The sequence below is a fragment of the Simiaoa sunii genome (genome assembly GCF_014337175.1).
GTDB classification, from domain to species: domain Bacteria; phylum Bacillota; class Clostridia; order Lachnospirales; family Lachnospiraceae; genus Acetatifactor; species Acetatifactor intestinalis.
Genome location: NZ_CP060633.1, coordinates 3,405,576 through 3,429,859, shown reverse-complemented (window position 1 = coordinate 3,429,859; position 24,284 = coordinate 3,405,576). Strand labels below are relative to the sequence as shown.

At 40.7% G+C, this 24,284-nt stretch carries 26 protein-coding genes; 19 read left to right on the top strand and 7 right to left on the bottom strand.

The genetic code is table 11. From position 1 onward, the window contains the following. The first annotated feature begins 493 nt into the window (after positions 1 to 493). From H9Q77_RS15940 to H9Q77_RS16775, 6 genes are all read left to right on the top strand, one after another. Positions 494 to 1,030, top strand: a complete 537-nt coding sequence (locus H9Q77_RS15940) for a hypothetical protein (protein ID WP_249326216.1) — start codon at positions 494 to 496, stop codon at positions 1,028 to 1,030. A gap of 169 nt (positions 1,031 to 1,199) precedes the next feature. Further along, positions 1,200 to 1,817 carry a recombinase family protein gene (locus H9Q77_RS15935; protein ID WP_249326215.1) on the top strand — a complete coding sequence of 206 codons (618 nt, stop codon included), beginning with the start codon at positions 1,200 to 1,202 and terminating at the stop codon, positions 1,815 to 1,817. A 109-nt stretch (positions 1,818 to 1,926) separates the two neighbouring features. Continuing rightward, positions 1,927 to 2,157: a helix-turn-helix domain-containing protein gene (locus H9Q77_RS15930; RefSeq protein WP_249326213.1), complete on the top strand. Its 231-nt coding sequence runs from the start codon at positions 1,927 to 1,929 to the stop codon at positions 2,155 to 2,157. Positions 2,158 to 2,278: 121 nt separating this feature from the next. Beyond that, the gene (locus tag H9Q77_RS15925) at positions 2,279 to 3,106 is read left to right on the top strand and encodes an Rpn family recombination-promoting nuclease/putative transposase (protein ID WP_249326211.1); all 828 of its coding nucleotides are present in this window, start codon (positions 2,279 to 2,281) and stop codon (positions 3,104 to 3,106) included. 223 nt (positions 3,107 to 3,329) lie between these two features. Further along, positions 3,330 to 3,776, top strand: a complete 447-nt coding sequence (locus H9Q77_RS16780) for a metallophosphoesterase family protein (RefSeq protein ID WP_330595984.1) — start codon at positions 3,330 to 3,332, stop codon at positions 3,774 to 3,776. 22 nt (positions 3,777 to 3,798) lie between these two features. Then, positions 3,799 to 4,089 carry a hypothetical protein gene (locus tag H9Q77_RS16775; protein ID WP_330595983.1) on the top strand — a complete coding sequence of 97 codons (291 nt, stop codon included), beginning with the start codon at positions 3,799 to 3,801 and terminating at the stop codon, positions 4,087 to 4,089. Positions 4,090 to 4,378: 289 nt separating this feature from the next. Here H9Q77_RS16775 and H9Q77_RS15915 read toward each other — a convergent pair whose 3' ends face one another. Next, the gene (locus tag H9Q77_RS15915; protein WP_022153443.1) at positions 4,379 to 4,594 is read right to left on the bottom strand and encodes a BrnA antitoxin family protein; all 216 of its coding nucleotides are present in this window, start codon (positions 4,592 to 4,594) and stop codon (positions 4,379 to 4,381) included. Positions 4,595 to 4,598: 4 nt separating this feature from the next. Next, positions 4,599 to 4,898 carry a BrnT family toxin gene (locus H9Q77_RS15910; RefSeq protein ID WP_148447707.1) on the bottom strand — a complete coding sequence of 100 codons (300 nt, stop codon included), beginning with the start codon at positions 4,896 to 4,898 and terminating at the stop codon, positions 4,599 to 4,601. Positions 4,899 to 5,061: 163 nt separating this feature from the next. Here H9Q77_RS15910 and H9Q77_RS15905 point away from each other — a divergent pair, with 163 nt between their 5' ends. Together H9Q77_RS15905 and H9Q77_RS15900 are read left to right on the top strand one after the other, a co-directional pair. Then, complete coding sequence (locus H9Q77_RS15905) at positions 5,062 to 5,859, top strand: nucleotidyltransferase domain-containing protein (RefSeq protein ID WP_249327172.1); 798 nt, start codon at positions 5,062 to 5,064, stop codon at positions 5,857 to 5,859. Next, entirely contained in the window at positions 5,856 to 6,377 is a 522-nt protein-coding gene (locus H9Q77_RS15900; protein ID WP_249326209.1) for a hypothetical protein, read from the top strand. The genes H9Q77_RS15905 and H9Q77_RS15900 overlap by 4 nt, the downstream gene beginning before the upstream one ends. Before the next feature lie 259 nt (positions 6,378 to 6,636). Here the strand turns inward: H9Q77_RS15900 and H9Q77_RS15895 are convergent, their stop codons facing one another. Further along, positions 6,637 to 7,350, bottom strand: coding sequence for a S1 RNA-binding domain-containing protein (locus H9Q77_RS15895; protein ID WP_249326207.1), 714 nt, complete (start codon positions 7,348 to 7,350; stop codon positions 6,637 to 6,639). A gap of 47 nt (positions 7,351 to 7,397) precedes the next feature. Next, entirely contained in the window at positions 7,398 to 7,736 is a 339-nt protein-coding gene (locus H9Q77_RS15890; RefSeq protein ID WP_249326206.1) for a hypothetical protein, read from the bottom strand. A 209-nt stretch (positions 7,737 to 7,945) separates the two neighbouring features. On the opposite strand from H9Q77_RS15890, the gene H9Q77_RS15885 reads away from it, so the two are divergent. From H9Q77_RS15885 to H9Q77_RS15845, 8 genes are all read left to right on the top strand, one after another. Continuing rightward, positions 7,946 to 8,395, top strand: a complete 450-nt coding sequence (locus H9Q77_RS15885) for a MarR family winged helix-turn-helix transcriptional regulator (protein WP_148447715.1) — start codon at positions 7,946 to 7,948, stop codon at positions 8,393 to 8,395. After that, a complete protein-coding gene (locus tag H9Q77_RS15880; RefSeq protein WP_148447717.1) occupies positions 8,388 to 9,758 on the top strand; it encodes an MATE family efflux transporter in 1,371 nt (456 codons plus the stop codon). The genes H9Q77_RS15885 and H9Q77_RS15880 overlap by 8 nt, the downstream gene beginning before the upstream one ends. A gap of 573 nt (positions 9,759 to 10,331) precedes the next feature. Further along, on the top strand, positions 10,332 to 10,892 hold the full coding sequence (locus H9Q77_RS15870; RefSeq protein WP_176933501.1) for an RNA polymerase sigma factor: 561 nt from the start codon (positions 10,332 to 10,334) through the stop codon (positions 10,890 to 10,892). Then, a complete protein-coding gene (locus H9Q77_RS15865; protein WP_249326204.1) occupies positions 10,889 to 12,190 on the top strand; it encodes a hypothetical protein in 1,302 nt (433 codons plus the stop codon). Before H9Q77_RS15870 ends, H9Q77_RS15865 begins: the two co-directional genes overlap by 4 nt. A gap of 299 nt (positions 12,191 to 12,489) precedes the next feature. Next, entirely contained in the window at positions 12,490 to 13,104 is a 615-nt protein-coding gene (locus H9Q77_RS15860; protein ID WP_249327181.1) for a hypothetical protein, read from the top strand. Positions 13,105 to 13,284: 180 nt separating this feature from the next. Further along, complete coding sequence (locus H9Q77_RS15855; protein WP_249326203.1) at positions 13,285 to 13,539, top strand: DUF6483 family protein; 255 nt, start codon at positions 13,285 to 13,287, stop codon at positions 13,537 to 13,539. A 570-nt stretch (positions 13,540 to 14,109) separates the two neighbouring features. After that, positions 14,110 to 15,012, top strand: coding sequence for a LysR family transcriptional regulator (locus tag H9Q77_RS15850; protein WP_148447725.1), 903 nt, complete (start codon positions 14,110 to 14,112; stop codon positions 15,010 to 15,012). A gap of 98 nt (positions 15,013 to 15,110) precedes the next feature. Next, positions 15,111 to 15,707 carry an LOG family protein gene (locus tag H9Q77_RS15845; RefSeq protein WP_022153449.1) on the top strand — a complete coding sequence of 199 codons (597 nt, stop codon included), beginning with the start codon at positions 15,111 to 15,113 and terminating at the stop codon, positions 15,705 to 15,707. Here H9Q77_RS15845 and H9Q77_RS15840 read toward each other — a convergent pair. Next, positions 15,699 to 16,475 (bottom strand): sulfite exporter TauE/SafE family protein, encoded by a 777-nt coding sequence (locus H9Q77_RS15840; protein WP_249326202.1) that lies wholly within the window; start codon positions 16,473 to 16,475, stop codon positions 15,699 to 15,701. The two genes, H9Q77_RS15845 and H9Q77_RS15840, sit on opposite strands and share 9 nt — an antisense overlap. Beyond that, on the bottom strand, positions 16,476 to 16,910 hold the full coding sequence (locus H9Q77_RS15835; RefSeq protein ID WP_249326200.1) for a MarR family winged helix-turn-helix transcriptional regulator: 435 nt from the start codon (positions 16,908 to 16,910) through the stop codon (positions 16,476 to 16,478). 222 nt (positions 16,911 to 17,132) lie between these two features. Between H9Q77_RS15835 and H9Q77_RS15830 the strand changes: the two genes are divergently transcribed. After that, positions 17,133 to 18,827, top strand: coding sequence for an EAL domain-containing protein (locus H9Q77_RS15830; protein WP_249326198.1), 1,695 nt, complete (start codon positions 17,133 to 17,135; stop codon positions 18,825 to 18,827). Between the two features lie 4 nt (positions 18,828 to 18,831). Here the strand turns inward: H9Q77_RS15830 and H9Q77_RS15825 are convergent, their stop codons facing one another. Next, complete coding sequence (locus tag H9Q77_RS15825) at positions 18,832 to 21,033, bottom strand: helix-turn-helix domain-containing protein (RefSeq protein WP_249326196.1); 2,202 nt, start codon at positions 21,031 to 21,033, stop codon at positions 18,832 to 18,834. 294 nt (positions 21,034 to 21,327) lie between these two features. On the opposite strand from H9Q77_RS15825, the gene H9Q77_RS15820 reads away from it, so the two are divergent. Further along, entirely contained in the window at positions 21,328 to 22,905 is a 1,578-nt protein-coding gene (locus H9Q77_RS15820) for an extracellular solute-binding protein (RefSeq protein ID WP_249326194.1), read from the top strand. Between the two features lie 27 nt (positions 22,906 to 22,932). Continuing rightward, the gene (locus tag H9Q77_RS15815) at positions 22,933 to 24,270 is read left to right on the top strand and encodes a serine hydrolase domain-containing protein (RefSeq protein WP_249326193.1); all 1,338 of its coding nucleotides are present in this window, start codon (positions 22,933 to 22,935) and stop codon (positions 24,268 to 24,270) included. Positions 24,271 to 24,284 lie beyond the last annotated feature (14 nt).

Here is a 24,284-nt window from a genome sequence, read left to right as displayed (position 1 = left end):
ATGCTATATATAGTCCATGTCTTTCAGTAACTGTAGCCTCATTTGGACTAATCTCAATGTTAGATTACTGCACTGAAAGGTGTGTTACTTGTTAAGTTGATTAAACCGCCGTGTACCGGACGGTACGCACGGTGGTGTAAGAGGGCGAAAATATCGGAGAAGTAAAAGTAACTTTTACGAGGAACAGGCGGCGGAGATGGGAAAATGAACCAGAGGTTAAATGACAGAGAAATAATTTCGTGATAATATGAAAAAGTCGTAAGGCAAATGAAATAGGCATCAGACAAAAGATAAAAGGGTATCATGAGAAGACAAGGCTATAAGTGCGTCTTCCCATGATGCCCTTTTATAATTTCATATTTGAAATGGAGTAACACAGAATGAAGAATCTACAGCTAGCGTTTTTCTGTGCAGAAATTTCTACAAATAAAAATATGATTTATAATATAGATAGAGGAACAAATAATCGTCGTGTGATAAGGAGGATTAACAAATGAATGAACTGAATTATGTACCGATTAGCGAAAACGACAGAGATGCACTGAGAGAAGCCTTGAAAAAGGAAATCGTAAAATGCGCAACAGGAAGGAGTGTTCTTGAAAAAAAGGAGTACCACATTGAATTAAAAGATGAAAAATTCAAGACACTGGTTTCCGACGGTGAACTGGATCTGGCAGCGGAAATTGCCATTGAAATGTTGGAAGAAATTAAAAATATTAATAAAACAATGCGAAAACCGGAATTTGAGGAATTGGCAGCAAAAGTACGTAGCGAAGAAAGTACAATTAAAAAAACAGTGTTAATGCATGGCATGTTTTCCGAACGTATGAAAGATTTAATTGGACTTGCTGCAGAGTGCATGCGGGTCGGAGGAGCTTACTATACATTCTTATCAGGTCCGTTTATTACCAGTGCAATTTTTAGCGCATACGCCGTAATAGTGGATCAGGGCGAAAATGAAGATTTGTATATTACTTGTGCGTTTTTCTTAATTAGAGCAATCCTGAAGATGCACAGTATTCCGGATTGATGTTTAGACAACAGACAGTCTGAAAAGGTATATCTTTTCAGACTGCCTTATGATAAGGATAATGTTAGAAGTTTTACATCGCAAAAGGTTATATGGAGAGATTTGCGATATCGCAATAGTAGGGAGTACCTTTACAGACAATACGCAATTTACATAGGAGAGTAGCTATATGGACTTTGGATATGTGAGAGTGTCTACTAAGGAACAGAACCCGGAACGACAGATTAAAAAGTTGCAGGAAATGGGAATTGAGAAACGGAATATCTATGTGGAAAAGAAATCGGGGCATTCCTTTTGCAGAGAAGTATACGATATGCTTGTTAATCATGTTATGCGGGAAGGGGATAGACTGACTGTCACAGAACTTAAGCGGTTTGGTAGAAATTATATGGAGATTTATCGTGAATGGCAGCACATCACGAAGGAATTACAGATGGATATTAGGGTGGCTGATATGCCAATCCTTGATACGTCCAAGGATAAGAATTTAATGGGTCAGGTGATATCGGATGTAGTGCTGGCGTTATTATCGTACGTGGCAGAAAGTGACTGGGAGGAACGGCGAGAACTACAACGGCAGGGAATCGAGGTAGCAAAAGAATGCGGCAGGCATTTAGGAAGGCCTCGAATAGAATACCCGGTTGAGTGGCAGATATGGTACGGAGAGTGGCAGAGAGGATCAATTACGGCGGTAGAAGCAATGGACAGATTGAAATTAAAAAAAGATACGTTTTACAGATTGGCGAAACAATGTCGAGATAGTAATAACCAACAGCTTATTAAGTGATGAGTTACCGACAGACACCATATTTATAAGTTTGCATTATTTCGAATTCAAAATGCGATATGTCACTTATAAAGAACAAATGATTAGATGAAACAGGAGAACAAAAATCATGGGAAAAAACCAAGATATTGAAAAAATTCTATATACTGTAAAAGAGGCTGGAGCAGCCCTGGGAGTAAACGCTGGAACAATTCGCCAATTGATTAGCAAGGGATTGCTACCGGGATTGAAATTAGGCTGCATGAAAGTGCGTAAGAAAAGTTTAGAGAATTTTTGTAAAAAATATGATGGTAAAGATTTATCAGACCTTGACAATATTGTCGATTTATATAAGGAATAAAAGAAAGTATCGATAGTTGATACTATTCAAATAATGTAGATCATTCCTCCGAAAATTCAGAGAAATTTAATTGCAGTAGAAAGTGCAACATGATAATATGAACTTAGAAAGAGGGGAAACTATGGCAGAAGATAAAAACAGCAAGGTTACGCAGAATCAGGACAGGATCAACAAGCTGATTGATGAACTTACTTTATTTGATGATGATCTGATGAGCCGCGTATTCGATAAGAATATAGAAGCAACGGAGTTATTGCTTAGAATCATTCTGGAAAGAAAGATCAAGGTTATCAGCGTAAACGGACAGGAAGAAATGAAAAGCGCTGCCGTCGGGGGACGTAATATCACACTTGATGTACATGCACTGGACGAAAACGGAGAGAAAATGGACATTGAGGTACAGGGAAACTCCGAAGGTGCTCACGTAAGGAGAGCAAGATATCATAGCAGTGTCCTTGATTCCAGAATGTTAAAAGAAGGTCAGGAGTTCAAAGAGATTAAGGATTCTTATGTAATCTTTATTTATAAGCATGATAAATTTCAAAAGGGGTTGCCTTTGTACCATATCGACCGATATGTAAGAGAGACAAACGAACTTTTTAAGGACGGATCACATATAATTTATGTAAACGGTAACTATAAGGGCGATGATGAAATCGGACATCTTATGCAGGACTTTCATCAGACAGACCCTGATAATATGCATTACAAAGAACTGTCACAGGGAGTAAGACATTTCAAAGAAGCAGAGGAAGGACGTGATACCATGTGTGAAGCAGTACAGGAATATGCAAAGGAATATGCCAGTGAATGTTTAAAAACGGAAAAGGCAGAATTAGTAGAAAATTTTATGAAGAATATGAATTTAACGTTGGAACAAGCACTCGATGCCGCTGGTATCCACGGTGAAGAAAGAGAAGCTATTATTCAGTTGTTGCAGAAGCAGTAATAAGATAAAGCTTAAATGTATTGTTGAAGGCCATTCCTAATATTGAATAAGTTACTGTTAGATAATTTGCTAAACAATGAAAAGTGGCAGAAACAAAGCTGCCGCTTTTTTGTTTATGTGGATATATGCTCAGGTGTAAAGCAAGTATTGGTGTTTTGAGTAAATGACAGAAAAGATCCCATGATAATATGTAAAATAGTAGAAAGTTAAGGGGAGATGTGAAATGATCTATATTACCGGAGACTGCCATGGAAACTTTGAAAGATTCAATACTGATATTTTCCCTGAACAACTGGAGATGAATAAAGAAGACTATGTAATTATATGTGGAGATTTTGGTGGAATCTGGAATAAAAGCGGTGATAGCAGAAAAGAAGCAATGATATTGAATCAGCTCGAATGTAAGTCCTATACAACATTATTTGTTGATGGTAATCATGAAAAATTTGACAGACTGTCTGATTATCCGGTAGACACTTGGAATCGAGGTAAAGTACATAAAATCAGACCTTCTGTGATACATCTTATGAGAGGACAGATTTTTGAAATTGATGGTAAAAGTATATTTACCTTCGGCGGTGCAAGCAGTCATGACATAACCGGTGGAATTTTGGATCCGATGGATCGATTCGGAGTATGGCAAAAAGAAAAAGCAATTAAATCGAGATAAAGTGCCTTATCGCATAAACCATGTGAGCTGGTGGGAGGAAGAACTTCCTTCAGAAGAAGAGATGATGGAAGGCTGTAGGAACCTTGAAGAACATGATAATACAGTGGATTATATCGTGACGCATTGCTGTGCATCCAGCACACAGTTATTACTTGGTGGTACAGCCTTCAAACCTGACAGAGAAACAGACTACTTTGAAAAGATTCTTCATAAAGTAAAATTTAAGAAATGGTTTTTCGGACATTATCATAACAATAGAAATGTGAGTGACAGAGAAATCCTATTATATGAGCAGATAATAAGAATTTTGTAGAAGGTAAGTTTTTAGCTAAACGGAACAATTTTATGAGCATATCCACGGAATACCGACAGGGTTCCAAACAGAGAATTTGTATGCAAAATGTATGCAAATATGATCAGAGATTGCTCAAAGCTCCTTTCTATGCGGGTTTCAGAATTGCGTAAAGGTTCAAGTCCGGCCACCAGCATCAATTTAAGAGTAGGAGAAACGTTGATTTTACAGCGTTTCTCCTATTTTTGAATTTATCCTCTATAAACAAACAAGAATGTCGGCATTGCTGACATCCTTGTACAATGTTGGGCTAGTTCCATTTTAATTCCAATTCTCTGTTTTGCTCTTTGCAATCTGACAAATACAGATTAATTAGTGTTTGATAGGGAATACCACATTTTTCTGATTTTGCCTTGAAGAAATCAATGGTATCACCATCAATGTTAATAGTAATCTGCTTTTTTACACGCTTTGCATAGGGATTTTTTCTGGGATTTAATTTTTCGATATCGTATTCCTTTTCCATTGACTTACCACCTTTCGTTAATTTTGTAGTATTGAGTTGTTTCATTCTTGGTTGCTTTTCTGGCGGAGATAATACGAATAACATCATCCATACCGCGATAACAATGACATACAATTAACATTTTTGCGTGATCGCTTAGCCCCAACATCATAAACCTTTCTTCCTCTTGTGAATGATTGGGATCGTCAAACAAAATGGCATTTTCATCCGCAAATACAGTGCTGGCTTCTGAAAATGTGATGTGATGTTTTGCCTCGTTGATGGCTGCTTTATTATCATCCCATTCAAAACTAATACCTTTCATAATTAAATTATAATTATAATATAATTATATGTCAAGATATTGAATTTTATTCAATAATTTTAATGATGTTCAATGTGAATTGTGTTTCTATTTTTTTATTGTGAATAATAAAAGGCAGAGATATAATTATGTATAAATAACAGTAGTGCATCCTCTATTGGAAATGATGGATAATATTATTAAAATTATATTGTATGGATCCGTTGCCAGAAATGAGAATACCGATGAGAGCGATATTGATATTCAGGAGAAAAACATGGAAAACTCAAAAGATACTTATGATATAGAACAAGCATTAGACGAGGCAGATTTGCTGGCAGAAAATAGTAACGAAAGAATGACACATGAAGAAGTATTTCACGCGCTGAAGAGCAGAGTAACAATTCCTTTTACACTTCATGGCATAGAAGAAATGCTTACAGTAGAATACAAACAAGGCACAGATTCCAGGGAAATTGGCTATGATGCCCTTCAGGGATTTCCGATAGATAAAATATGTTGCATAGGTTATCCAGTAATGCATGGTTACTTTGAACATATGAATGCAACCGGTTATCGGAGATCCTGTGGATTTATTCAATTCGTGGAAAGAATTGAAAATTATGGGGAAAACAGAGAGCTTTCCATAGATGTCAGTGATGATAATCTGGAAAAAGGGAATCCATATTTTGCGTATGGTTATCCGGCAGAAATATTTGATGCTCCCTGTTGTAATTTGGCTGGGTGTAGACATTTGAAATGGACAGCTTATACCTATCTAGTAGATCTGCCCTCCCGCATGAATAGCAATAAACTGAAATTCCTGGGCGGATACTCCTGGGGATATGAAGAGGATGAAAACGGTCCACAGAGATTATTACCGCTAGAGATATTGACAGAAAATGACTGGGAAAAGCATGCAACGGAAAAAGGAATATTAAAGATATCCCAAATAACAGGAGGCTGTACTGCTAAGTTATGAAGAATAGATATAAACAAAAACTGATCTTCGTTATTGCAATTTTATGTTTGAGCTTAGTAAGCTGTAAAAGTAAAACAGAGCCAATTAATAATATTGCATCATGGACACCGGATGATGGTTGGACAATAAATGGAATTGATATTAGAGATGATTATGCCAATTTCATACTATTATATCAAGACAGGGAAATAGCAAATGTGGAAATTTCAAAATTTGCAGAATCATCATGGATTGATCGGGAAACAACAGCAGATAAATTTGTGCAAGTATATTTAGGTCAGCATGCAGAACTAAAGAGTAGTAGTGAGCTACAATTAGGTAGGAAAGAAGAAAAAATCCAAAAACTTGTGGTTGCATGGGAATTAAGTGCTGCAGAGGTCGAAAATGGAGCAACTCCTCCAAAGGATGAAATATGGTATTTTGGATTTTCTAAGAATGAAGTTTTGTTTTGCGCACAACTGTTGGATGAAAATGAGGAATTAGAATTTGAAACCATAATGAGAACGCTCAAATATTGAGATGTTGAGTGATAAGATTGAAAATGGGAACTATAGGGGATTTATTATCTCGATTGTAACCCCCAATGCTCTTTTCCTTTAATTAATAGTTTCCTGTATATGACAAATAAATACTTTATTTGTTAGAGAAAAATACTATATAAATCCCTGTTTCCTATTAAGGAGACAGGGATTTATATAATTTAGATAATACTGGGATCAAAGCGGTAAGATTGTAAACGCTATGGAGCGTTTACGTAAGAGAGATTCGATAAGGCTCTCAAATATTTTGTTTCACGATTCTTGAAATCAGCCCAACCGCTACATTTCGTTCCGAATCAATCCGGGTGACTACAAAGCTTACTTCGTCTTTCTTTCCGGGAAGCCTGGAATCATAGCAGCTATGAGCGACAGCATTGACTCCGATACTTAAACGGATAAAGACAGTACCTTTGTGAATATCCGTAACTGTACCGATATATTTTCCCTGGACTTTACATTTCTTAAGATTCTCAGCACTGGCATTTCCGATAACGCTCTTTACATCTGCTTTTACAGTAATGTCTGATACGGAAGTAACAGAAACATGTGTGATGCGGACAAGGATCTGGTCCCCTACATGGTAGCTATCCGTGGCGTCTCCCATCCAGTCGTAGGAGAGGTCTCTTGCAGGAATCGAATATTCGACACCGAAGATCTCCACACGCGCGGTCTTTTCTGCGACCGCAAGGACTCTTGCTTGCACGATACGGCCTTCGCAGACCCGGGATACTCCGTTGGCATCAGGAAGATAGAAGATCTGCCGTTTCTTAAGCATGGCATCTTTTCTGCTGGCAGCAACGGACCTGGTTTTATTGTCAATTCCTTTAATGAGAAAATCAATTTCGGATCCAAGCATATTGCCGAGAATCTTATTCTGGCGGTTAATGATGTCACCGTAGTCTGAAGAGGCATCTTCTTTTAGGTTTATCATCATTTCCGACAAGGGAATCACAATGCGCTGCTCTTTATAATAGACAATCGCAATCGTTCCGCCGGTTTCTAGTTTTTCAATACCGCCAAGAGTTCCGGTAAGGATTTTTTTGTCCGGAAAGCATTCTGCAGCTCATGCCAGTTGGTATCTTCAATGGACGCAGGCGTTTCAATTTCTGCATCTGCAGAGAGCGTGAGGATCGAGGAAGGCGGCAGGGGCTTTTCCGGTACTTTGAGTGCAGAAACCTTTTCGGTATCCGCTTGTGATCTGCTGCTGCATCCCCGGAGATAATGCTCATGTACGGTAAAGAAGCAAGCAACCGAAAACAAGAGATAGACCGCCAGCACCACACTATTCCGAACCAAAGAAAACAAAGACCAAAAGACAAGCATTGTGGAAATGTGCATAACAGGCTATGGAATCATGGATAACTCTATAAGACAGCCAGTTATACACATTCCCACAATGCCGACTACTACGGAATCCCTCTCATACCTATCTACAAAAACACGATAAGGATTCAATACCTTAATTTGGAAATATTTGTTGGCAGAAAAAATACTTGCGTGCGCACGCATATTGACGCATAATACGTTCTGATTGGAGGTATATATCTATGCAACTATTAAAATGGCTTTCAGTAACAGACCGATTTTACAAAATCTATTTGGATAAACAGCTTGCCCCCTTTGGAATCAACAACAGCCAATATATGTTTTTGGTTAAAATCTGTCGTTCGCCTGGCATTTTACAGGATTCTTTAATGGATATGTTCTATGTTCATCCAAGCAATATTGTACGGACGGTTGCGACATTGGAAAAGCAGGGAATGATTACACGTTCTCCCAATGATAAGGATAAGCGGACATGTAAATTGTATCCTACAGAAAGAGCATTGTCTCTTATTGACGAGATACAGATGATATGCGAAAAGACAGAAGCTCTTTTATTGCAGGGTATGAGCGAATCCGAGCAGAACCTTTTTATGGATTTCTTAATACAGGCGGGCAGAAATATCACATCGGAACTCCATATAGAGAGAAGGGGGGAGGAGTTCAATGACTGAAAATCCTCTGGGCTATGAAAAAATTTCAAAGCTGTTGAAAAATTTTGCTGTTCCCAGTATTGTGGCGTCTCTTGTCGGCTCAATCTACAATATTGTGGATCAGATTTTTATTGGTCAAGGGGTCGGTTATTTGGGAAATGCAGCAACCAATGTTGCCTACCCGTTTTCTACCATCTGCCTTGCCATTGCACTACTGGTCGGAATTGGCAGTGCTTCCCGTGTTTCCCTCTGTCTTGGACGCAAAGAGCCGAAAGCTGCCGCCAAAGCAGCGGGAAATGGTATTGTTCTGATGGGAATTTTCGGAATTATTTATTTGCTGGTTGGAGAAACTTTTCTGTCTTTGCTCCTAAAGGCATTTGGGGCAACGACAGATGTATTTCCATATGCAAAGCAGTATGCCAGCATAACATTGATTGGAATGCCGTTTCTCATTGTAACGAATGGTATGTGCAATTTGATTCGAGCAGATGGAAAACCAAAGTATTCAATGGTCTGCATGGTTGTGGGAGCTATTATCAATACCATTCTTGACCCCATTTTTATTTTTGTTTGCGATTGGGGAATTGCCGGTGGAGCTTGGGCAACGGTTATTGGGCAAATTTTTTCTTTCATACTCGCACTCCGTTATCTATGGCGTTTCCAAACAATCCATTTTGAAAAAGAGTCGTTTTTATTGGACATTAAAGAAAGCCTGAAAATTTGCAGCATGGGGATAAGCAGCAGCTCAAACCAGATTGCAGTTACCGTGATTCAAATCATTCAGTACAATTCGTTGACTTATTACGGCGCATTAACAAAATATGGAACGGATATTCCCTTGGCAGCTTGCGGAATTGTTATGAAAACAAATGCCATAATCCTTGCGATTGTTGTAGGAATCTCGCAAGGGACACAGCCGATTATCGGTTTCAACTATGGAGCAGGGCAATATCATCGGGTACGGGAGGCTTACATGCTTGCAGTAAAGTGGAATCTTGTTGTTTCCACTATTGCTTTTATCGCATTTCAATTTTTCCCGCAATCTATCATTTCACTATTCGGAGACGGGGACGAGCTGTATTTTGAATTTGCTGTTTTGTTCATGCGTACCTATCTTTTCATGGTGTTGGTAAATGGTGTGCAGTTGCTTTCTTCCAGCTTTTTTACCGCAATAGGAAAATCGTTAAGAGGTGCTCTGTTGGCATTAACAAGGCAGACCTTTTTCTTGATTCCGCTTACCCTGCTGCTCCCGCTTCGTTTCGGAATTATGGGAGTATTGCTAGCGGGGCCTATTGCTGATTTTTCAGCGTTTGTGCTATCTATTGTGTTAGTGGGAACAGAATTAAGAAAGCAAAAAAATGCAACACATATTAGTCCACAGTAAAATGAACGGGCTACGTCCGCTATTGACAGCCCCGCCTGTCTTTGCTTTTAGGCAGCTAAGGGGGAATTTCCATGACCTGCACAAAAGATTACCGGGAACATATCGAGTATACCTTTCACGCCTTTTGCAAAGTCGTTATCCGCAACGCTAGCTACACAGCGCTGCGGACATGGAGCAGGAAACACAAAAGAGAAATATCCCTTGACTACATCACAGATGAAAAGCACTATCCTTTAAGAAATATAATTCATATCCGATATACTTATTGAGCAGAAAAATGTAACACAATAGCCATTGTGTTACATTTTTTTGGTTACAAATAACAATATAAAGGGATAGGACTCACACGGAAAAGTGTTTGTTCTATCCCTTTTATGGTAGAAAGGACGAAGGTATATCTGATTGTGAAACCCCAGTTAATGAAGTAGACAAATGAAAATTTATGAGGGAGGCATTGTATATGCAAGCCCCTTCTTTCGTGCTATATTTTATAAAAATCATTGTAATGTTTTGAATTATTTGGTGTCATATAGGATGTAGGGAACTTAAAGTCGCGATTTAAGGAGTAGAGTAATGACAGATGAAAAAATCATTCAACTGTATTTTAACAGGGATGAAAAAGCAATAGAAGAAACCTCAATAAAATATGGCTCATATTGTTATAAGATTGCAAACAACATTCTTAGAAATAGGCAGGATTCGGAAGAATGCCTAAATGATACATGGATGCAAACATGGGATTCAATACCACCAACACATCCGGTACACTTTAATCTGTTCTTAGCTAAAATTGTGCGGAATCTGTCCTTTAATAAATATAGAAATAAATATACACAAAAAAGAGGACGAGGAGAGATTGCATTAGTTTTGGAAGAATTGGAAGAATGCTTGGCAGGACATTCAGATGTAGAAGCATTGTATATTGTAGAAGAATTGCAAGAAACAATAAACACATTTGTCAGAGCATTACCTGAAAGAGAAGGAAATGTCTTTATCAGAAGATATTTCTATTCAGATTCAATTAAGGATATTTCAGTTAGGTATCGTATGTCAGAAAATAATATTCGAGTGATGCTTAATCGCACAAGAAATAAACTGCGAGACAGATTGGAAAAGGAGGGATATCTTTCATGAATAAAGAGGATTTATTTATCGGCTTTGGAAACTTGGATGAGGATTTACTTAGAAGAAGTGAACAAGGAGGACGAAATATGAATAAAAAAAGAAATATAAGCAAAATTGTTAAATATGGAAGTATTGCAGCATGTTTAGTAGTTGTTCTTGGGGTGGGAATCGGTGCTTTTGTAAAGACATCAATTATAAATCAGGAACCTGAGAAAACAATTGTTGTTGATAATACTGGCGTAGAAGAGAATGATGTCCCATCAATTGACCAGGAAAGATTCATTGCGATTGATACATTATTAGCATCTGCTGATGGTTCGCAATCTCAGCAGGCAATGAAAGGTTGCAAGGTTCAAATTGATAAGTATACTGCGGTATATGAAGCAGTTGCTTCTGTTTCAAGTGAACAGTTGGAAAAGTCAATGGGAAAAGAGGTAGAAGCCAACGAAGAAACATATTATGTATCAGGACATAATGACTTGCAATATATTATTAGGAAGACTGCCGGAACATATCTGTTATGGAAATTTATGTACTTTGAAAGTGATGAATATCCATTCAAGGATGTTCTTTCTTTGATATATGATGTGCATAGTGAACAAGATATAAAAGAAGTTTATGTGAAACCTTCAGATGTAGATAATACAGATGAAGGAAAAGCATTACAGCTTGAGATAGGAAATGTTTCAATAACTGATTCAGATAGTATTACATCTCTTTATAAAGTATTGAACTCACTTACTTGTTATGGACCTGAAAATTGGGATAGAATTAATTATGGACAAGATGATGGTGGTATGCTGAACGCTGTAAGAAATGGTAGATATCTGACTTTTAGTATGGCAAATGGATGTAAACTAGACAGTTTGAAATATACTGCTGTTTCAGGAACGTTTTATGAATATGGTGGAGTTGCTTATAATGAACTGAGGAAAGAGCAAAAAGACGTAATTGAAGAAATACTAAATATTGATTGTTCCATTTCTGAGCAGCAGGAAACTGAGCAACGGGTTAGTGAGTCAGAAGTAAATACAGAAATACAGGATGCTCCGGCAGATGAAAGTACCTATCAGGAAGCAAGAGATTATTCCGCAGAGTTAACAGATTTACAGAATAGGATTACACAGGCAATGATAAACAAGGAACTTCCATTTGTTACATCATGTGGAATTTATGATAATCCGGATAGAGTTAAGACGGTAGTAAATACAGAAGATGAAGATTTACTTGCTAAATTAAGAGCTTTTGATACGACGGGAGAATTGTTGGAAATTGTATATTCGAGCAGAGCTAATGGTTTGGAGTAATTGTAAAAGCACAGTTTGTGTATGCGTGGTTCTACTATGGTTCTAAAAAATATCAAAACCTCAAATATGAGGGACAATTTGAAATAATACAGATAAAAAAGTGTCTGAAATACACCTAAAAGTAATAGGATTATGTATCCAACGAAGCGTGAGGATAATCGAACATATTGAGTTATCCATGATTTGTTCAATGATAATGTAACTCGTTAACTGCACAAAGACTTTTGAGTTGATTTGCTTTTTAGGGAATCAACTTTATAAATTCGTGAACTTCACGGATTCAGGAGAACGATAATAAAATGAAAATATGTTATATAGTTGTTTCAGCTTTTTTGATTATTTTTTATCCAAGACAATTAACACATCTTATGTGCTTTGGGAGACATCGTAATAAGAATATTGTCAAAAGCAAATCTGCTTATTGGGGAATATATTTGTTTTGGACAATTATTTTTTTGATCGGTTGTCTGATGATGGGCTCAGCGATGAAAGTAGATTCTACAATGGATAAATTAGTGTATTATTTCATTTTAGGAAGTGATAATAGGGATTGTGTTGAATTGGGAAGTGAAGAGAATGATGAGGCATATATTTCTACATATTATACACGAAAGGAAATCAATGAGAGCTTTTTATTTGAGGTTGTCCAGAAACATGAATATGCATATGAGTTGTGTCAATTACAGGAGTTGATAATTAAGAAACAGGATGAAAGATGGATACTTTATTTGAATGATGAGGTGATGGGATATGTAGAAGTAAAAAAAGGTTTTTTAATTAAGGAGTTTTGTTTTGTGTGGGATAGGGAAAAAATAGACCAAAGGAGAGATTTTGTTAAGTGCTGCAATCGAATGGATGTAACACCCAACCGTTCACAGCATCAGATTAAAAATGGCGATATTCTCCTCACGTAATTGTGCAAAGATCTTTTAGTTGATTCGCTTTTTAAGGAATCAACTTTATAAATCCGTGAACTTCACGGATTCAGGTAATTATCATTATCTCTTTCAACCAGTTCTTAAAATATCGCATATTTTCAATGCGTAGGTTTTCAACCACTTATTGCGACCAAAAACAAAGAAGAAAAGGAAACATTGGAAAATTTGATAGACATGGTTGACGCCGGGGAAATCAATGAAGCAGAAAATAGATTATATGATTTAATAAGTGCTACAGATATGAATAGTTTGGAAGTCGCAATATTATTTTATTCCTACTTGAATGACAAAACAGATGATTTTTTAGAAGCAAATGACTTCAGCAGAGATGAAATTAAATTAGGAATGGAAAATGTAGCTGATAATTTTAGTTTAAATAGCATTGCAAAAATGTTTTTGACAGACTTTTAAATGGATTGTCTGGTTGTCAGTTGAATGAGATAACCAGACAATTCCTATTTTACAACACACTTGAAACTTTCAGTTTTATACTCTGTTTACACACCCCAAGTCAGTACTCCGGCAAGCTCCTTTCTATGCGGGTTTGCGGGTATAGGGACTTTGTTCAAGTCCGGCCACCAGCATACTTAATTAGTGAGAAAAAACAGCAGATCCCGCCAGATCTGCTGTTTTCTTCTGTGTATGTAAGTGTGAGAGACACACTCCGATTAGAACTTCTCAGCGAAGCTCTTGTAGTATTCATCAAAAAATTCAGAAACTCTTTCCATAATCTTCTTCATAATATTCACCCTTAACCTTTCCAAAACAAATGAACTGTTGACTTTGTTGTTACGTTTAAGGGGTCAGGCCTGACTTCCTTTTGATGATTATAATTTACCATATTGCGCTTATAATGTGAAATACATATAATAGAAGTATAATAATACCCAAAAGGTATAGCAAAAGAAAATACAGCATGTTACACAAATAGAATGATTAAGCTGATTTTTGGAAAAAGCATGGAAGGAGGATGCTGGGAAGATGGAATTGCGGCATATCCGGTATTTCAAGGCAGTGGCGGAGGAGAAAAGCTTCACGAAAGCCGCGGAGCAGCTGGCGATCGCGCAGCCGCCCTTAAGTCGTCAGATCCAGGATCTGGAGGCGGAACTGGGGACGACATTGTTCCTTCGGACGCCCCATAAAGTGTCCCTGACAGAAGAGGGAGAGCTTTTCCTGCAATATGCGAATCAGATCCTGGATCTGGTGAACCGGTCGGAGGAGGATGTCAGAGAGCGCAAGGAAGGACTGCAGGGGACATTATATATTGCGTCGGTAGAGGGCTGCGGTCCCAGACTTTTTGCGGAATGGATCGCGGGATTCGGGCAAAAACATCCCCATGTGCAGTATAATCTGTGGAATGGTAACACGGATGATGTGAATAATCGTGTGACAAAGGGATTGTGCGAGATCGCCATGATCACGGCACCTTATAATACAGAAGAATATGAGGTGCTGCCGGTCTATGAGGAACCCTGGGTGGCGGTGATACCTAAGGGACATCCGTTGTACGCGGAGGAAAATGACCCGGTGAAGCCTTCGGAACTGTTACCCTACGACCTGTTGATCCCTTCCCGAGAGTCCCGTAAGGGAGAGATCGACAAATGGTTCGAGGGAACGGGGCATGCACCGGTGATCCGGGGGCGCATCGCTCATATGATGAATGCCTATGAGCTGAGCCTGCACGGAGTCGGGATCTCTATTTATCCGGCATCCATTTCTTCCCTGATCCGGGACAAGGATGTCTGTGTGCGGGAAGTGGAGCATCCCGATGCCCATGCGTCCTATGCACTGATCTGGAATAAAAATCATACCCTGTCCCATGTGGCTGAAGAATTTATTGCTTACGTAAAAGCAGAATCCGAACAGCAGATGTACTATGCCTGAATTAACGCAACCGATACGTCATTCACATTCGTGCCGGTAGCTCCTACCTTGTCAAAAGAAAGGAAAGACCTTATACTTGGAAGCAGGAGGGTAATAAGATGAATATTACGGTATATCTGGGAGCAAATGAAGGAAATGATCCTTCTCTGAGGAAAGCTGTGCGTGAGTTGGGAACCTGGATCGGTGAAAGCGGTAACCGTCTGGTATACGGTGGATCGAAATCCGGTCTCATGGGAGAGATCGCGGAGAGCGTATTACAGGCAGGCGGCGAGGTGACCGGCGTGGAGCCGCAGTTTTTCATTGATATGGAATACCAGTATGATGCCATTACGGAGCTGATCGTCACGAAGGACATGACAGAACGCAAGACGAAAATGATCGAACTGGGAGATGTATTTATTGCTTTTCCCGGCGGAACCGGAACGCTGGAAGAGATCGCTGAAGTGATGTCCAAAGTGTCATTAAAGCACTTGGAGGCACCCTGCATTCTCTATAACCTTAACGGCTATTATGACAGCCTGAAAGCACTGTTATCACATATGACGGAGAAGGGATTGTCCTCCCCGGAGAGACAGGAAGGCATTTATTTTGCCAGGGATCTGTCGGAAATCCGCAAGATCATAGAAAATCAGCGGAGCAATGCAACGACCACTCCGCCGGAAAATACACAAGGTATAGGAAATCAGCTAGGCTAACAGGTTAAAACACATAACTGCAATGCCCAGCACCACCAGGATCACACCGGTGACACGGTTCAGGGTCTTGGGGGTCGCCTTGTTGGCGAACAGTGCAGCGATCCGCGCCCAGATCAGGGTAAATACAACGCACAGGATCCATACGGTCCAGTCAGGCATGCCGCCGATGGCAAAATGGGAGGCAGCACCGGTAAATGCGGTAAATGCCATGATGAAGACGCTGGTTCCCACAGCGGTCTTCAGTTCATAACCCAGGACAGAGGTCAGGATCAACAGCATCATCATACCGCCGCCGGCGCCGATGAAACCGCAGATGAAGCCGATCAGCATACCGCATACCAGAGACTGGATGGCTCTTTTCTTCGCGGAGACGCCCTGCATGGCTTCCTTGGTGGTCATTACGGGACGGACGATGAATTTGATACCTAACAGGAAAGTCATGAACACGGAGAAATTCCCCATGGTAGCGGAAGGCACCAGGCTGGATGCGTAGCTGCCTACGACAGTGAATACCAGCACGCTTCCCATCATGATCAGACCGTTTTTGATATCAATATTTTTGTTCTTTGCATAAGTATAGGCAGATATTGCGCTGGCGAGGACATCCGAAGACAGGGCGATACCCACAGCCATATAGGGATCCATGCCGAGGAAAGTGATCAACATGGGACTGATGACGGCAGCAGCGCTCATTCCGGCGAAACCGGTGCCCAGGCCGGCTCCCATGCCGGCGAAAAAAGTGACAAGAATTGTGATTAAAATCTGCATTTATTTAGCTCCTTTCAGGATATTGTCCATATTTTCTTCCATGACATGAAGCATGTGTAAAAAGATCTTTTTGCTTGCCTCATCGGTGCCGTCGAGCAGAGTATCTTTGAAAATGCTCTGTATCATGCGGCCTTTTTCGATGACATCCTGAGCTTTCTCCGTGCAGAACAACAGAGTCTTCCGGCGATCGTCCGGAGCTTCTCTGCGTTCCAGATATCCCTCACGCACCAGCTTGTCCACATTGACGGACACCAGGTTCGCCTTGATCCGGCGGATCTCCACGACATCACTGGCGGTCCGGTATTCCGGATTGTTGCCGAAGAACATGAGAATATCAAAAGCTGTCTGCGGCAGCTTTAACTGTTGGCACAGAGGCTTGCACATGGCGTTGTAAGCCAGATTAAATTTTTGTACGAATTCGATATCAGTATTCATTCGAGGCTCCTTTTACAAAAATGAATATTTCAAATTTGAAATAAATGCTATATTGCATAGTATTACAGATAGTTTTCGAAGTCAATCAGAAGATGTTTTATTTCATAAAAAATTTATATTAATAATCCTATCGTAAACATCATTTCGATATGTTATAATTTGTATGATGCAGGGGTGCATATAGAGACTGTGGGCATACAGAAGAAAGTGCCGGGAGGAGACATGAGTATCAATAAATATGACGAGCAGAAATTCTGGGAGGAAGTGGATATCCTGTTCCCGGATATTGTAAAAGCCATTACTTCTCTGGCGAAAAAATCCTACATATCCATAACCAATCTGCGGAACGGAGTAACATGGTGGTCCGAGAAGGCGATGGAATATTTTGGTATGCAGGAGAACTATACCATTCGCGGACAGGAAAAATCAAAAAGATCGATCCATCCGGATGATCTTGAGGATTTCCGGAGGGGATTCCTGGAGAGAGTTGCCGGGAAAAATATGGACGAGCCCTGGGAATACCGGGTGAGTGACGGAAGCACCTACAACCGGATCAGTGCCAGGGCGAAAATGCTGAATGATAAGGATGGAAAGCCTTTTGTGATCGTAATACGATATAACAACTACGGTATTTCCGACGAGGTGGATGCGACCACCGGATTGCATACGGAACCGGCGCTGGATCGGGAGATCAGGGAATTCCTGGAGGAAAGCGGACAGGGGGCACTGCTGAAGATCGGACTGGATCAGTTCAGCCATATTAATGTTATGTACGGTGCTGCTTTTTCGGATAAGATTCTGAATTGTGCGGCACAGGAGTTGTTGCGTCTGTTAAAGGGAAAAGGATATGTATACCGGCTTTCCGGTGCGAAATTTGTGATCAGCTTTAAAAAGGTATCCAAAGCGGAACTGCAGCAGATATACGATGAGATTATAGATGCTTTTGAAAATACAGAGGTAGAGGGGAAAAAGATCCCTCTGAAGGTATCTGCCGGCGCAATATTTATGGAACCTTATATGAAGGAGACAAATGCGGTCCGCAGCCGTCTGACTTACGCGTTGAACCATTCCCGGCTTGAGCATCATGGAGAGCTGGTGATTTTTAATGATGAGGTCTGTGGCAGTGACGAGAACCAGTTTGAACTGATCGGTGTGATCCATCAGTGTGCTACGCATAACTTTGAAGGCTTCCGGATGTTCTATCAGCCGATTGCCGATACGAAGACCGGCAAGATCCGGGGAATGGAAGCGTTGCTCCGTTGGGAACTGGAACCTTACGGGATGGTGTCCCCCGGTGTGTTCATGGAATGGCTGGAAGAGGATCCCTGTATTTTTGATTTGGGGAACTGGATTCTGCGGACAGCACTTACGGATGTACAGAAGCTGCGCAAGGAGACAGAAGGATTTTTCGTCAATGTCAATGTGGCGGCGGCACAGCTGGAACGCAGAGAGTTCCGCAGTGCTGTCATGAATATTTTAAAAGAGACCGGTGCGAAGCCGGAGGAGCTTTGCCTCGAATTGACAGAACGATGCAGAGATCTGGATATTCATTTCCTGCGCGGAGAGGTAGAATTTTTCCATTCCCAGGGGATCAAGATCGCACTGGATGACTTCGGAACAGGCAACAGTTCCTTAAGTCTGGCGCTGGAGCTTCCTTTTGACGAACTGAAGGTAGATATGAGCTTCATCCGTGATATTAAGCAAAAACCTCAGAATCAGGCTATGGTGCAGTCTATCGTGGATTATGCCAGGAGGACAAACACCGAAACCTGTATTGAGGGTATTGAGAATAAGGAAGTCAGCGACTATATCGAGAAATTTGGATCTACCTGGCAGCAGGGATATTACTATTCCAAACCGGTACCCATCGATCGGTTTGAAGAAGTGCTGCGCGAGAAAGCAACCGAAAAAGAATAAGGAGCTATTCTCGAAGGGCATTGGGTGCTACACCGTACTTTTTCTTGAATGCGCGGCGGAAGCTGGTCAGATTATTATAGCCTACAGCTACGTATAAATCTGCTATTTTAATATTCGTTGTTTCCAACAGGTGTTTTGCCTGCGTCATGCGGACTTGTTCCAGATACGTAGAGAAGTTTACGCCAACTGTTTTTTTGAACAGGAAGGAGAAGTAACTCTCGGAGATGTGGAACAAGTCCGATATTCTGCTTAAACATAAGGATGGATCCCCATAATTCTCATCAATATAGGCCTGAATGCGCACGATCAGCTGGTTGTCGTTTTCCGGCTGCTTGTTTTTTTCACATAATTCCAGAGCAATCTGCTCGTAATTTTCCAGGGTAGAATCTTCGGACAGACCGGCTAAGCTTGTATCATCGTAAGAGATATCATTATCCCGCACTACTTTCAACAATGTGATTTCTATGTTTTCTAAAAGCCAGTTTACTTGCTTGGAATTCAGCTTTCGTTTCTTGAAATTTTCATCTTTAATAAAATTTAAAATTGCCTTTGTCTGTTTGAAGTTACCGGATTTTACAAAATTATACAGCTGTTCCGCAACCTCATTAGGATAAAAGAAGGAATCCTGACATTCCAGAATCTCACGATACATACACAGGTAACCCGGGCTGGAGACACGTTTTACAGCCTCTTTGGATTGGCGATACGATTTCCAGACGGAGGAGATGGTGTCGGTTGTACAGCCTAATCCACCATAAATCCAGATATTGTATTCCTGCAATAGCGTAGTATGAACATGAGAAAATAAATCTTCGACCTTGTCCAGTTCTTCTCGGTCATATAATAAAATAGTATAAACACTATTCCGGGAACCCTGCATGATATAGGAATGTATAAAATAACTGGAAAGGATATCGGAAATAACATCCGCATAATCAGGGGAGAGGATGTTGATCATTCCCTGAGGGTCATTATTTAGCTCCAAAGTATCCAGGTAGACATTACAGTATAATATAGCAAAGGAATTGGCATTAGCGGAAATGGAAAGATAATTTTGGGCATACGCAGCTTCTTCTTCACTCAGAATCGTACCATGAATCAATTGATCAAAATAATAATTGCGTAGGGTGATCTTTTGGGACTCATTTAACTGCATAAGCTCTTCGTGGTTGAAATTAACTTCTCGAAGACGACATTCCATTGCTTCATAAGGTTTATAATTGGCATTGGACAACAGCACAATAATCAAAAAGCTTCCTACGACACCGAGAAAGATAATGAACAGAGACAATAGCTGCAGTCCGTTCCCCGGTGCTTTCAGGGAGGAAGTGGGAATAATCAGATAATAGTTCAGATTCGGTGTCTGTGCGGAGGTATGGAGCACTGTGACGGGAACACCCTGAAATACGGTGCTGAAATATCCCCGTTCAGAATAATCCAGCGAGGAAAGCAGAGAAGCATCTGTTTTTTCCAACAGTGTTTCATTGTTGCTGAAAGTAAGCATAGTTTCGCCACTGCTGTCCTGAATGATGAGGCAGCCATTCTTCATTAGATCGACGGAATCTGCCATCTGCTGCATATAATCTGCATTCAGCTCAAATATGATGTCGGCATTGATGTTTTTGAAGGTATAATTCTGCAGAGAGACAGCATAACAATAGTTTTTTTTGTGTGGTGTATATTCGGTCGCAAAATGGTCAAGAGGCAGAAAATGGTTATAATTGTCTGAGGATTCCAGAGTCTCCTTCCATTCCTCATATTTTGAGGGATCCAGCATTTGATTGTTTTTATAAAAGGAATAGAGATTCTCAAAATCGTTGTAGCTGATTATGTAGTCTGTATGACGCAGATGGATATAATAGGTCTGGATTGGCTGGAGGGAATAGTCAGAATACATATCTACCAGAGCCTGTTTGGTAATATAGGCATTATAATAAAACACCCGTTCGCCCTGATCAGCTTCTGCCAGGCGGGAAAGACTGGTATTATTTGCCATACGCTTGGAAATCAGATAGATATTGGCATAGCAGTTGCTGTATTGTTCGGTTACATTTTTCAGAGAAAGCATATTTTCATTCAATAGCTCCTGCTTTACATTATGCGCGAGGATAAAATGGAAAATAACTCCCAGAATGAGCACAATGACCAGAACCAGACTGTAGGATGTTATCAATTTTGTTAAGTATTTATTTTTTTTGGAATTCATAACAAAATCCTCCTGAAAGATATTATTATAGTATCATAATTAACAAAAAAGGCAATGAAATGGGGTGCGGTAAAGTAAAATGTGTACTGTTGACATAAAAAATGAACCCCGGATAACGAAAAAAATGTACACCAAATTTTGAAATATGCGACTTTAAATTGTGAAAAATGACAGATATAATAAAGGCACATTGATACTTCTGGCGCCGAAGTGACAATAATCAACAAATCGAACAGAAAAGAAACACAACAAGAAACAACAGTGAAGATAACAGAATATGGACGGAGGTTATTTATGGTAAAGAAAAAGTTATTATCAGTTACACTGGTTGCGGTTACCGTATGTTCCATGATATTTACAGGGTGTGGGAACTCTGCGGAAAATACGGGAAATGATACAGGAAAGACAGATACCGATGTACAGGCAGGAAATACTGCCGGGGATGTTGCAGATGTTGCAGATGATGTAGAGAAACCGGAAAAGATTACTATTATGGTAGACGGAACTTTCCAGGCGACATTGGCAGACGGTCAGGAAGAATGGGTTAATAAATGGGAAGAACTGACCGGAATCGAACTGGAGGTCATCCAGCCGGATCATAATGCTTATTATGATGTGCTGGGACAGACATTTGCCAGCGGACCGGAGAACTGGCCGGATGTAGTTATCCTTGGATCTTCCTATTATTCCGGATATGCTGGAGAGGGAGCTCTCTGGGATATGACGGATGCCTGGAACAATTCAGAACTGAAGAAAAATCCCAATACGGATGTGGCCGTCGTAGAAGGCAATATGCTGGACGGACATCTGTACGGACTGGCACTTGGCGGAGGTGGCGGATGTATGACTTTCCTCAGGAAACAGTGGCTGGATAACTGTGGACTGGACATTCCGACGACGTATGAAGAGTATCTGGAAATGTTGGATGCTTTCAGCAACGGTGATCCGGATGGAGACGGTATCAATGGAAATACCATCGGTGTATCCGCAGCCGGATTTGTAGGAAATGAAGCTCCTTATACCAATTATCTGCCGGAATTTTATCAGGATGCATATCCTTCTTTCTATCAGGGAGAGGATGGCGTATGGAGAGATGGATTTACCGAGGATTCCATGAAGGAAGCGATCAAGAGATTACAGGATGCTTACAACAAGGGTTATATCGACAAGGAATCTCTGACGAATGCGACCAGCAACTGCCGTACCAAATTCATGGAAGGTGAGTTCGGAGCATTTACTTACTGGGCAGGCGGATGGTCTGATCAGCTCTCGGCTGGACTGGCTGCGAATGGACAGGACAGCGAACTGGTATTTATGCCGCCTATTGCAGAGGTTGGAAAATACTGGCAGAGATGTGCACCGGTGTATGCGATTACTTCTTCCTGTAAGAATCCGGAAGGCGTATTCAAATATTTCCTGGAAAGCATTTTTGATGATGGAGACATGGAAACCTTGTGGATCTATGGAGTAGAAGGCGTTCATTGGTCCAGACAGGCAGAAACAGTATGTGGTAATACGTATCAGGATGGAGAGTTCCATATGCTGGAGATGCGTTCTCAGCCCGGAGTACAGTATACGACCATCATTATGGGAGATACCAATATCTGTCCGTTGACCGAGAGACTGGTTCCCGTAAAGAAATATACAGAGGAATCGATGGAAATCTTTAATGCCAATAACAAGACGGCACCTTTGCCGGTAACAACAGATATGATGAGCCAGTATAACGGCGATCTGACCAGCTTGAAGAACTCTATTATTGCGGACTGTGTGGTACAGGGTATTTCTGTGGAAGAGGGATACAAGCGATTTGAACAGGAAGGCGGAGTCGAATGGTCTCAGGCAATCGTAGATTCCCTGAATAATAAATAAAAAGGCGACAGCATGGGAGGTTATGGTATGGCAGCTAAAATGAGAGAACTGACGGAACAGAATATGCAGGAATTTGTAAAAGAAGTGGAAAAAAGAAAAATTCCTTTACACAGTGTGCTGATCGCACAGCATGGGAACCTGCTGTATGAAAAATATTATGCACCCTATTGCCGTAATAAGCTGCAGAGAATGTTTTCTGTGACCAAAAGCTTTACTTCACTGGCAATCGGATTATTAGAGCAGGAAGGGAAAATTTCCCTGCAGGATTCTATCTGTGGTTATTTTCCGGAATATCTGCCCGGGAGAGTGCATCCCTGGCTGGCAGAGATGACGATTGAAAATATGTTGAAAATGCAGACTTGTTACAACATGACAACTTATAACAAGACCAGCACAACTGAGAACTGGGTGAGGAGCTTTTTCCAGACAGAACCCACCCACAGACCCGGAACTCTCTTTATGTATGATACCTCATCCTCCCATGTGCTCTGTGCACTGGTAGAAAAACTGACCGGTGAAAAGATGCTGGATTATCTGAAAGAAAAGCTGCTGCGCCAGATTGGCTTCAGCGAGGAGTCTTATATCATAGAGGATCCCTTTGGAACCTCTATGGGAGGGAGTGGCCTGATGGCTACTCCCGAGGACCTGCTGCGTACCGGCTGTATGCTGTTAAAACAGGAAAAGGATTCCTATGCAGCGAGAGCGACAGAGCCGAGAACAGCAACACAGCTCGACGGCGACGACCGCTGGTATGGATATCAGTTCTGGATCCCGATGGAGGGGACTTTTGCAATGCTGGGGCTGGGCGGTCAGATAATGCTGGCAGTTCCGGAAATGGATCTCGTCGTTGTAACGACAGCAGATACGCAGGGGATGGGCGGAGCCGAGCAGATGATTCTAGCTGCAGTGAGAGAAGTCCTGCTGAAGGATTGTTTCCCGGAAAACGATGTGGAGAAAACAACGTTGCCTGTGCTGCGTACGGTATTTGAAGGAAAACCTTGTGCAGATTTCGGGAAAAAATATCCTCTGCTCCGAAACAGGTATGGATTTACATGGTGTGGCGTGACTTTTTCCGAGGCGAATCAAAAAGGAGTACTCTCGTATGAAATAGAGGGAAGAGAATGTCAGCTTCCCTTTGGAATCGGACATCTGGAAGAGGGAGAGTTCCCCATATACAAGGAGAAATGTGCTTCTTCCGGAGCCTGGATAGATCAACACACGCTGTTTATCTTCTGCTGGCTGATCGGAGAAAGTGTTGCATCCATCCGCTTCCGCCTCTATTTCTCAGAGGATGGACTGACCATACATATGAATAAAACAGAAGAGACAAAGTATAACGAATATATGGGATTTTTGAATAGCTGATATAGAGTAGCCGG

Coding starts and splice junctions, on each gene's coding strand:
- H9Q77_RS15830 (WP_249326198.1), top strand. CDS start 17,133: ATGAGTATCAATAAATATGACGAGCAGAAATTCTGGGAGGAAGTGGAT.
- H9Q77_RS15880 (WP_148447717.1), top strand. CDS start 8,388: ATGACTGAAAATCCTCTGGGCTATGAAAAAATTTCAAAGCTGTTGAAA.
- H9Q77_RS15825 (WP_249326196.1), bottom strand. CDS start 21,033: ATGAATTCCAAAAAAAATAAATACTTAACAAAATTGATAACATCCTAC.
- H9Q77_RS15815 (WP_249326193.1), top strand. CDS start 22,933: ATGGCAGCTAAAATGAGAGAACTGACGGAACAGAATATGCAGGAATTT.
- H9Q77_RS15925 (WP_249326211.1), top strand. CDS start 2,279: ATGGCAGAAGATAAAAACAGCAAGGTTACGCAGAATCAGGACAGGATC.
- H9Q77_RS15930 (WP_249326213.1), top strand. CDS start 1,927: ATGGGAAAAAACCAAGATATTGAAAAAATTCTATATACTGTAAAAGAG.
- H9Q77_RS15940 (WP_249326216.1), top strand. CDS start 494: ATGAATGAACTGAATTATGTACCGATTAGCGAAAACGACAGAGATGCA.
- H9Q77_RS15900 (WP_249326209.1), top strand. CDS start 5,856: ATGAAGAATAGATATAAACAAAAACTGATCTTCGTTATTGCAATTTTA.
- H9Q77_RS15935 (WP_249326215.1), top strand. CDS start 1,200: ATGGACTTTGGATATGTGAGAGTGTCTACTAAGGAACAGAACCCGGAA.
- H9Q77_RS15910 (WP_148447707.1), bottom strand. CDS start 4,898: ATGAAAGGTATTAGTTTTGAATGGGATGATAATAAAGCAGCCATCAAC.
- H9Q77_RS15915 (WP_022153443.1), bottom strand. CDS start 4,594: ATGGAAAAGGAATACGATATCGAAAAATTAAATCCCAGAAAAAATCCC.
- H9Q77_RS15905 (WP_249327172.1), top strand. CDS start 5,062: ATGATGGATAATATTATTAAAATTATATTGTATGGATCCGTTGCCAGA.
- H9Q77_RS15860 (WP_249327181.1), top strand. CDS start 12,490: ATGAAAATATGTTATATAGTTGTTTCAGCTTTTTTGATTATTTTTTAT.
- H9Q77_RS15835 (WP_249326200.1), bottom strand. CDS start 16,910: ATGAATACTGATATCGAATTCGTACAAAAATTTAATCTGGCTTACAAC.
- H9Q77_RS15870 (WP_176933501.1), top strand. CDS start 10,332: ATGACAGATGAAAAAATCATTCAACTGTATTTTAACAGGGATGAAAAA.
- H9Q77_RS15840 (WP_249326202.1), bottom strand. CDS start 16,475: ATGCAGATTTTAATCACAATTCTTGTCACTTTTTTCGCCGGCATGGGA.
- H9Q77_RS15850 (WP_148447725.1), top strand. CDS start 14,110: ATGGAATTGCGGCATATCCGGTATTTCAAGGCAGTGGCGGAGGAGAAA.
- H9Q77_RS16780 (WP_330595984.1), top strand. CDS start 3,330: ATGATCTATATTACCGGAGACTGCCATGGAAACTTTGAAAGATTCAAT.
- H9Q77_RS15885 (WP_148447715.1), top strand. CDS start 7,946: ATGCAACTATTAAAATGGCTTTCAGTAACAGACCGATTTTACAAAATC.
- H9Q77_RS15890 (WP_249326206.1), bottom strand. CDS start 7,736: ATGCACATTTCCACAATGCTTGTCTTTTGGTCTTTGTTTTCTTTGGTT.
- H9Q77_RS15845 (WP_022153449.1), top strand. CDS start 15,111: ATGAATATTACGGTATATCTGGGAGCAAATGAAGGAAATGATCCTTCT.
- H9Q77_RS15865 (WP_249326204.1), top strand. CDS start 10,889: ATGAATAAAGAGGATTTATTTATCGGCTTTGGAAACTTGGATGAGGAT.
- H9Q77_RS15820 (WP_249326194.1), top strand. CDS start 21,328: ATGGTAAAGAAAAAGTTATTATCAGTTACACTGGTTGCGGTTACCGTA.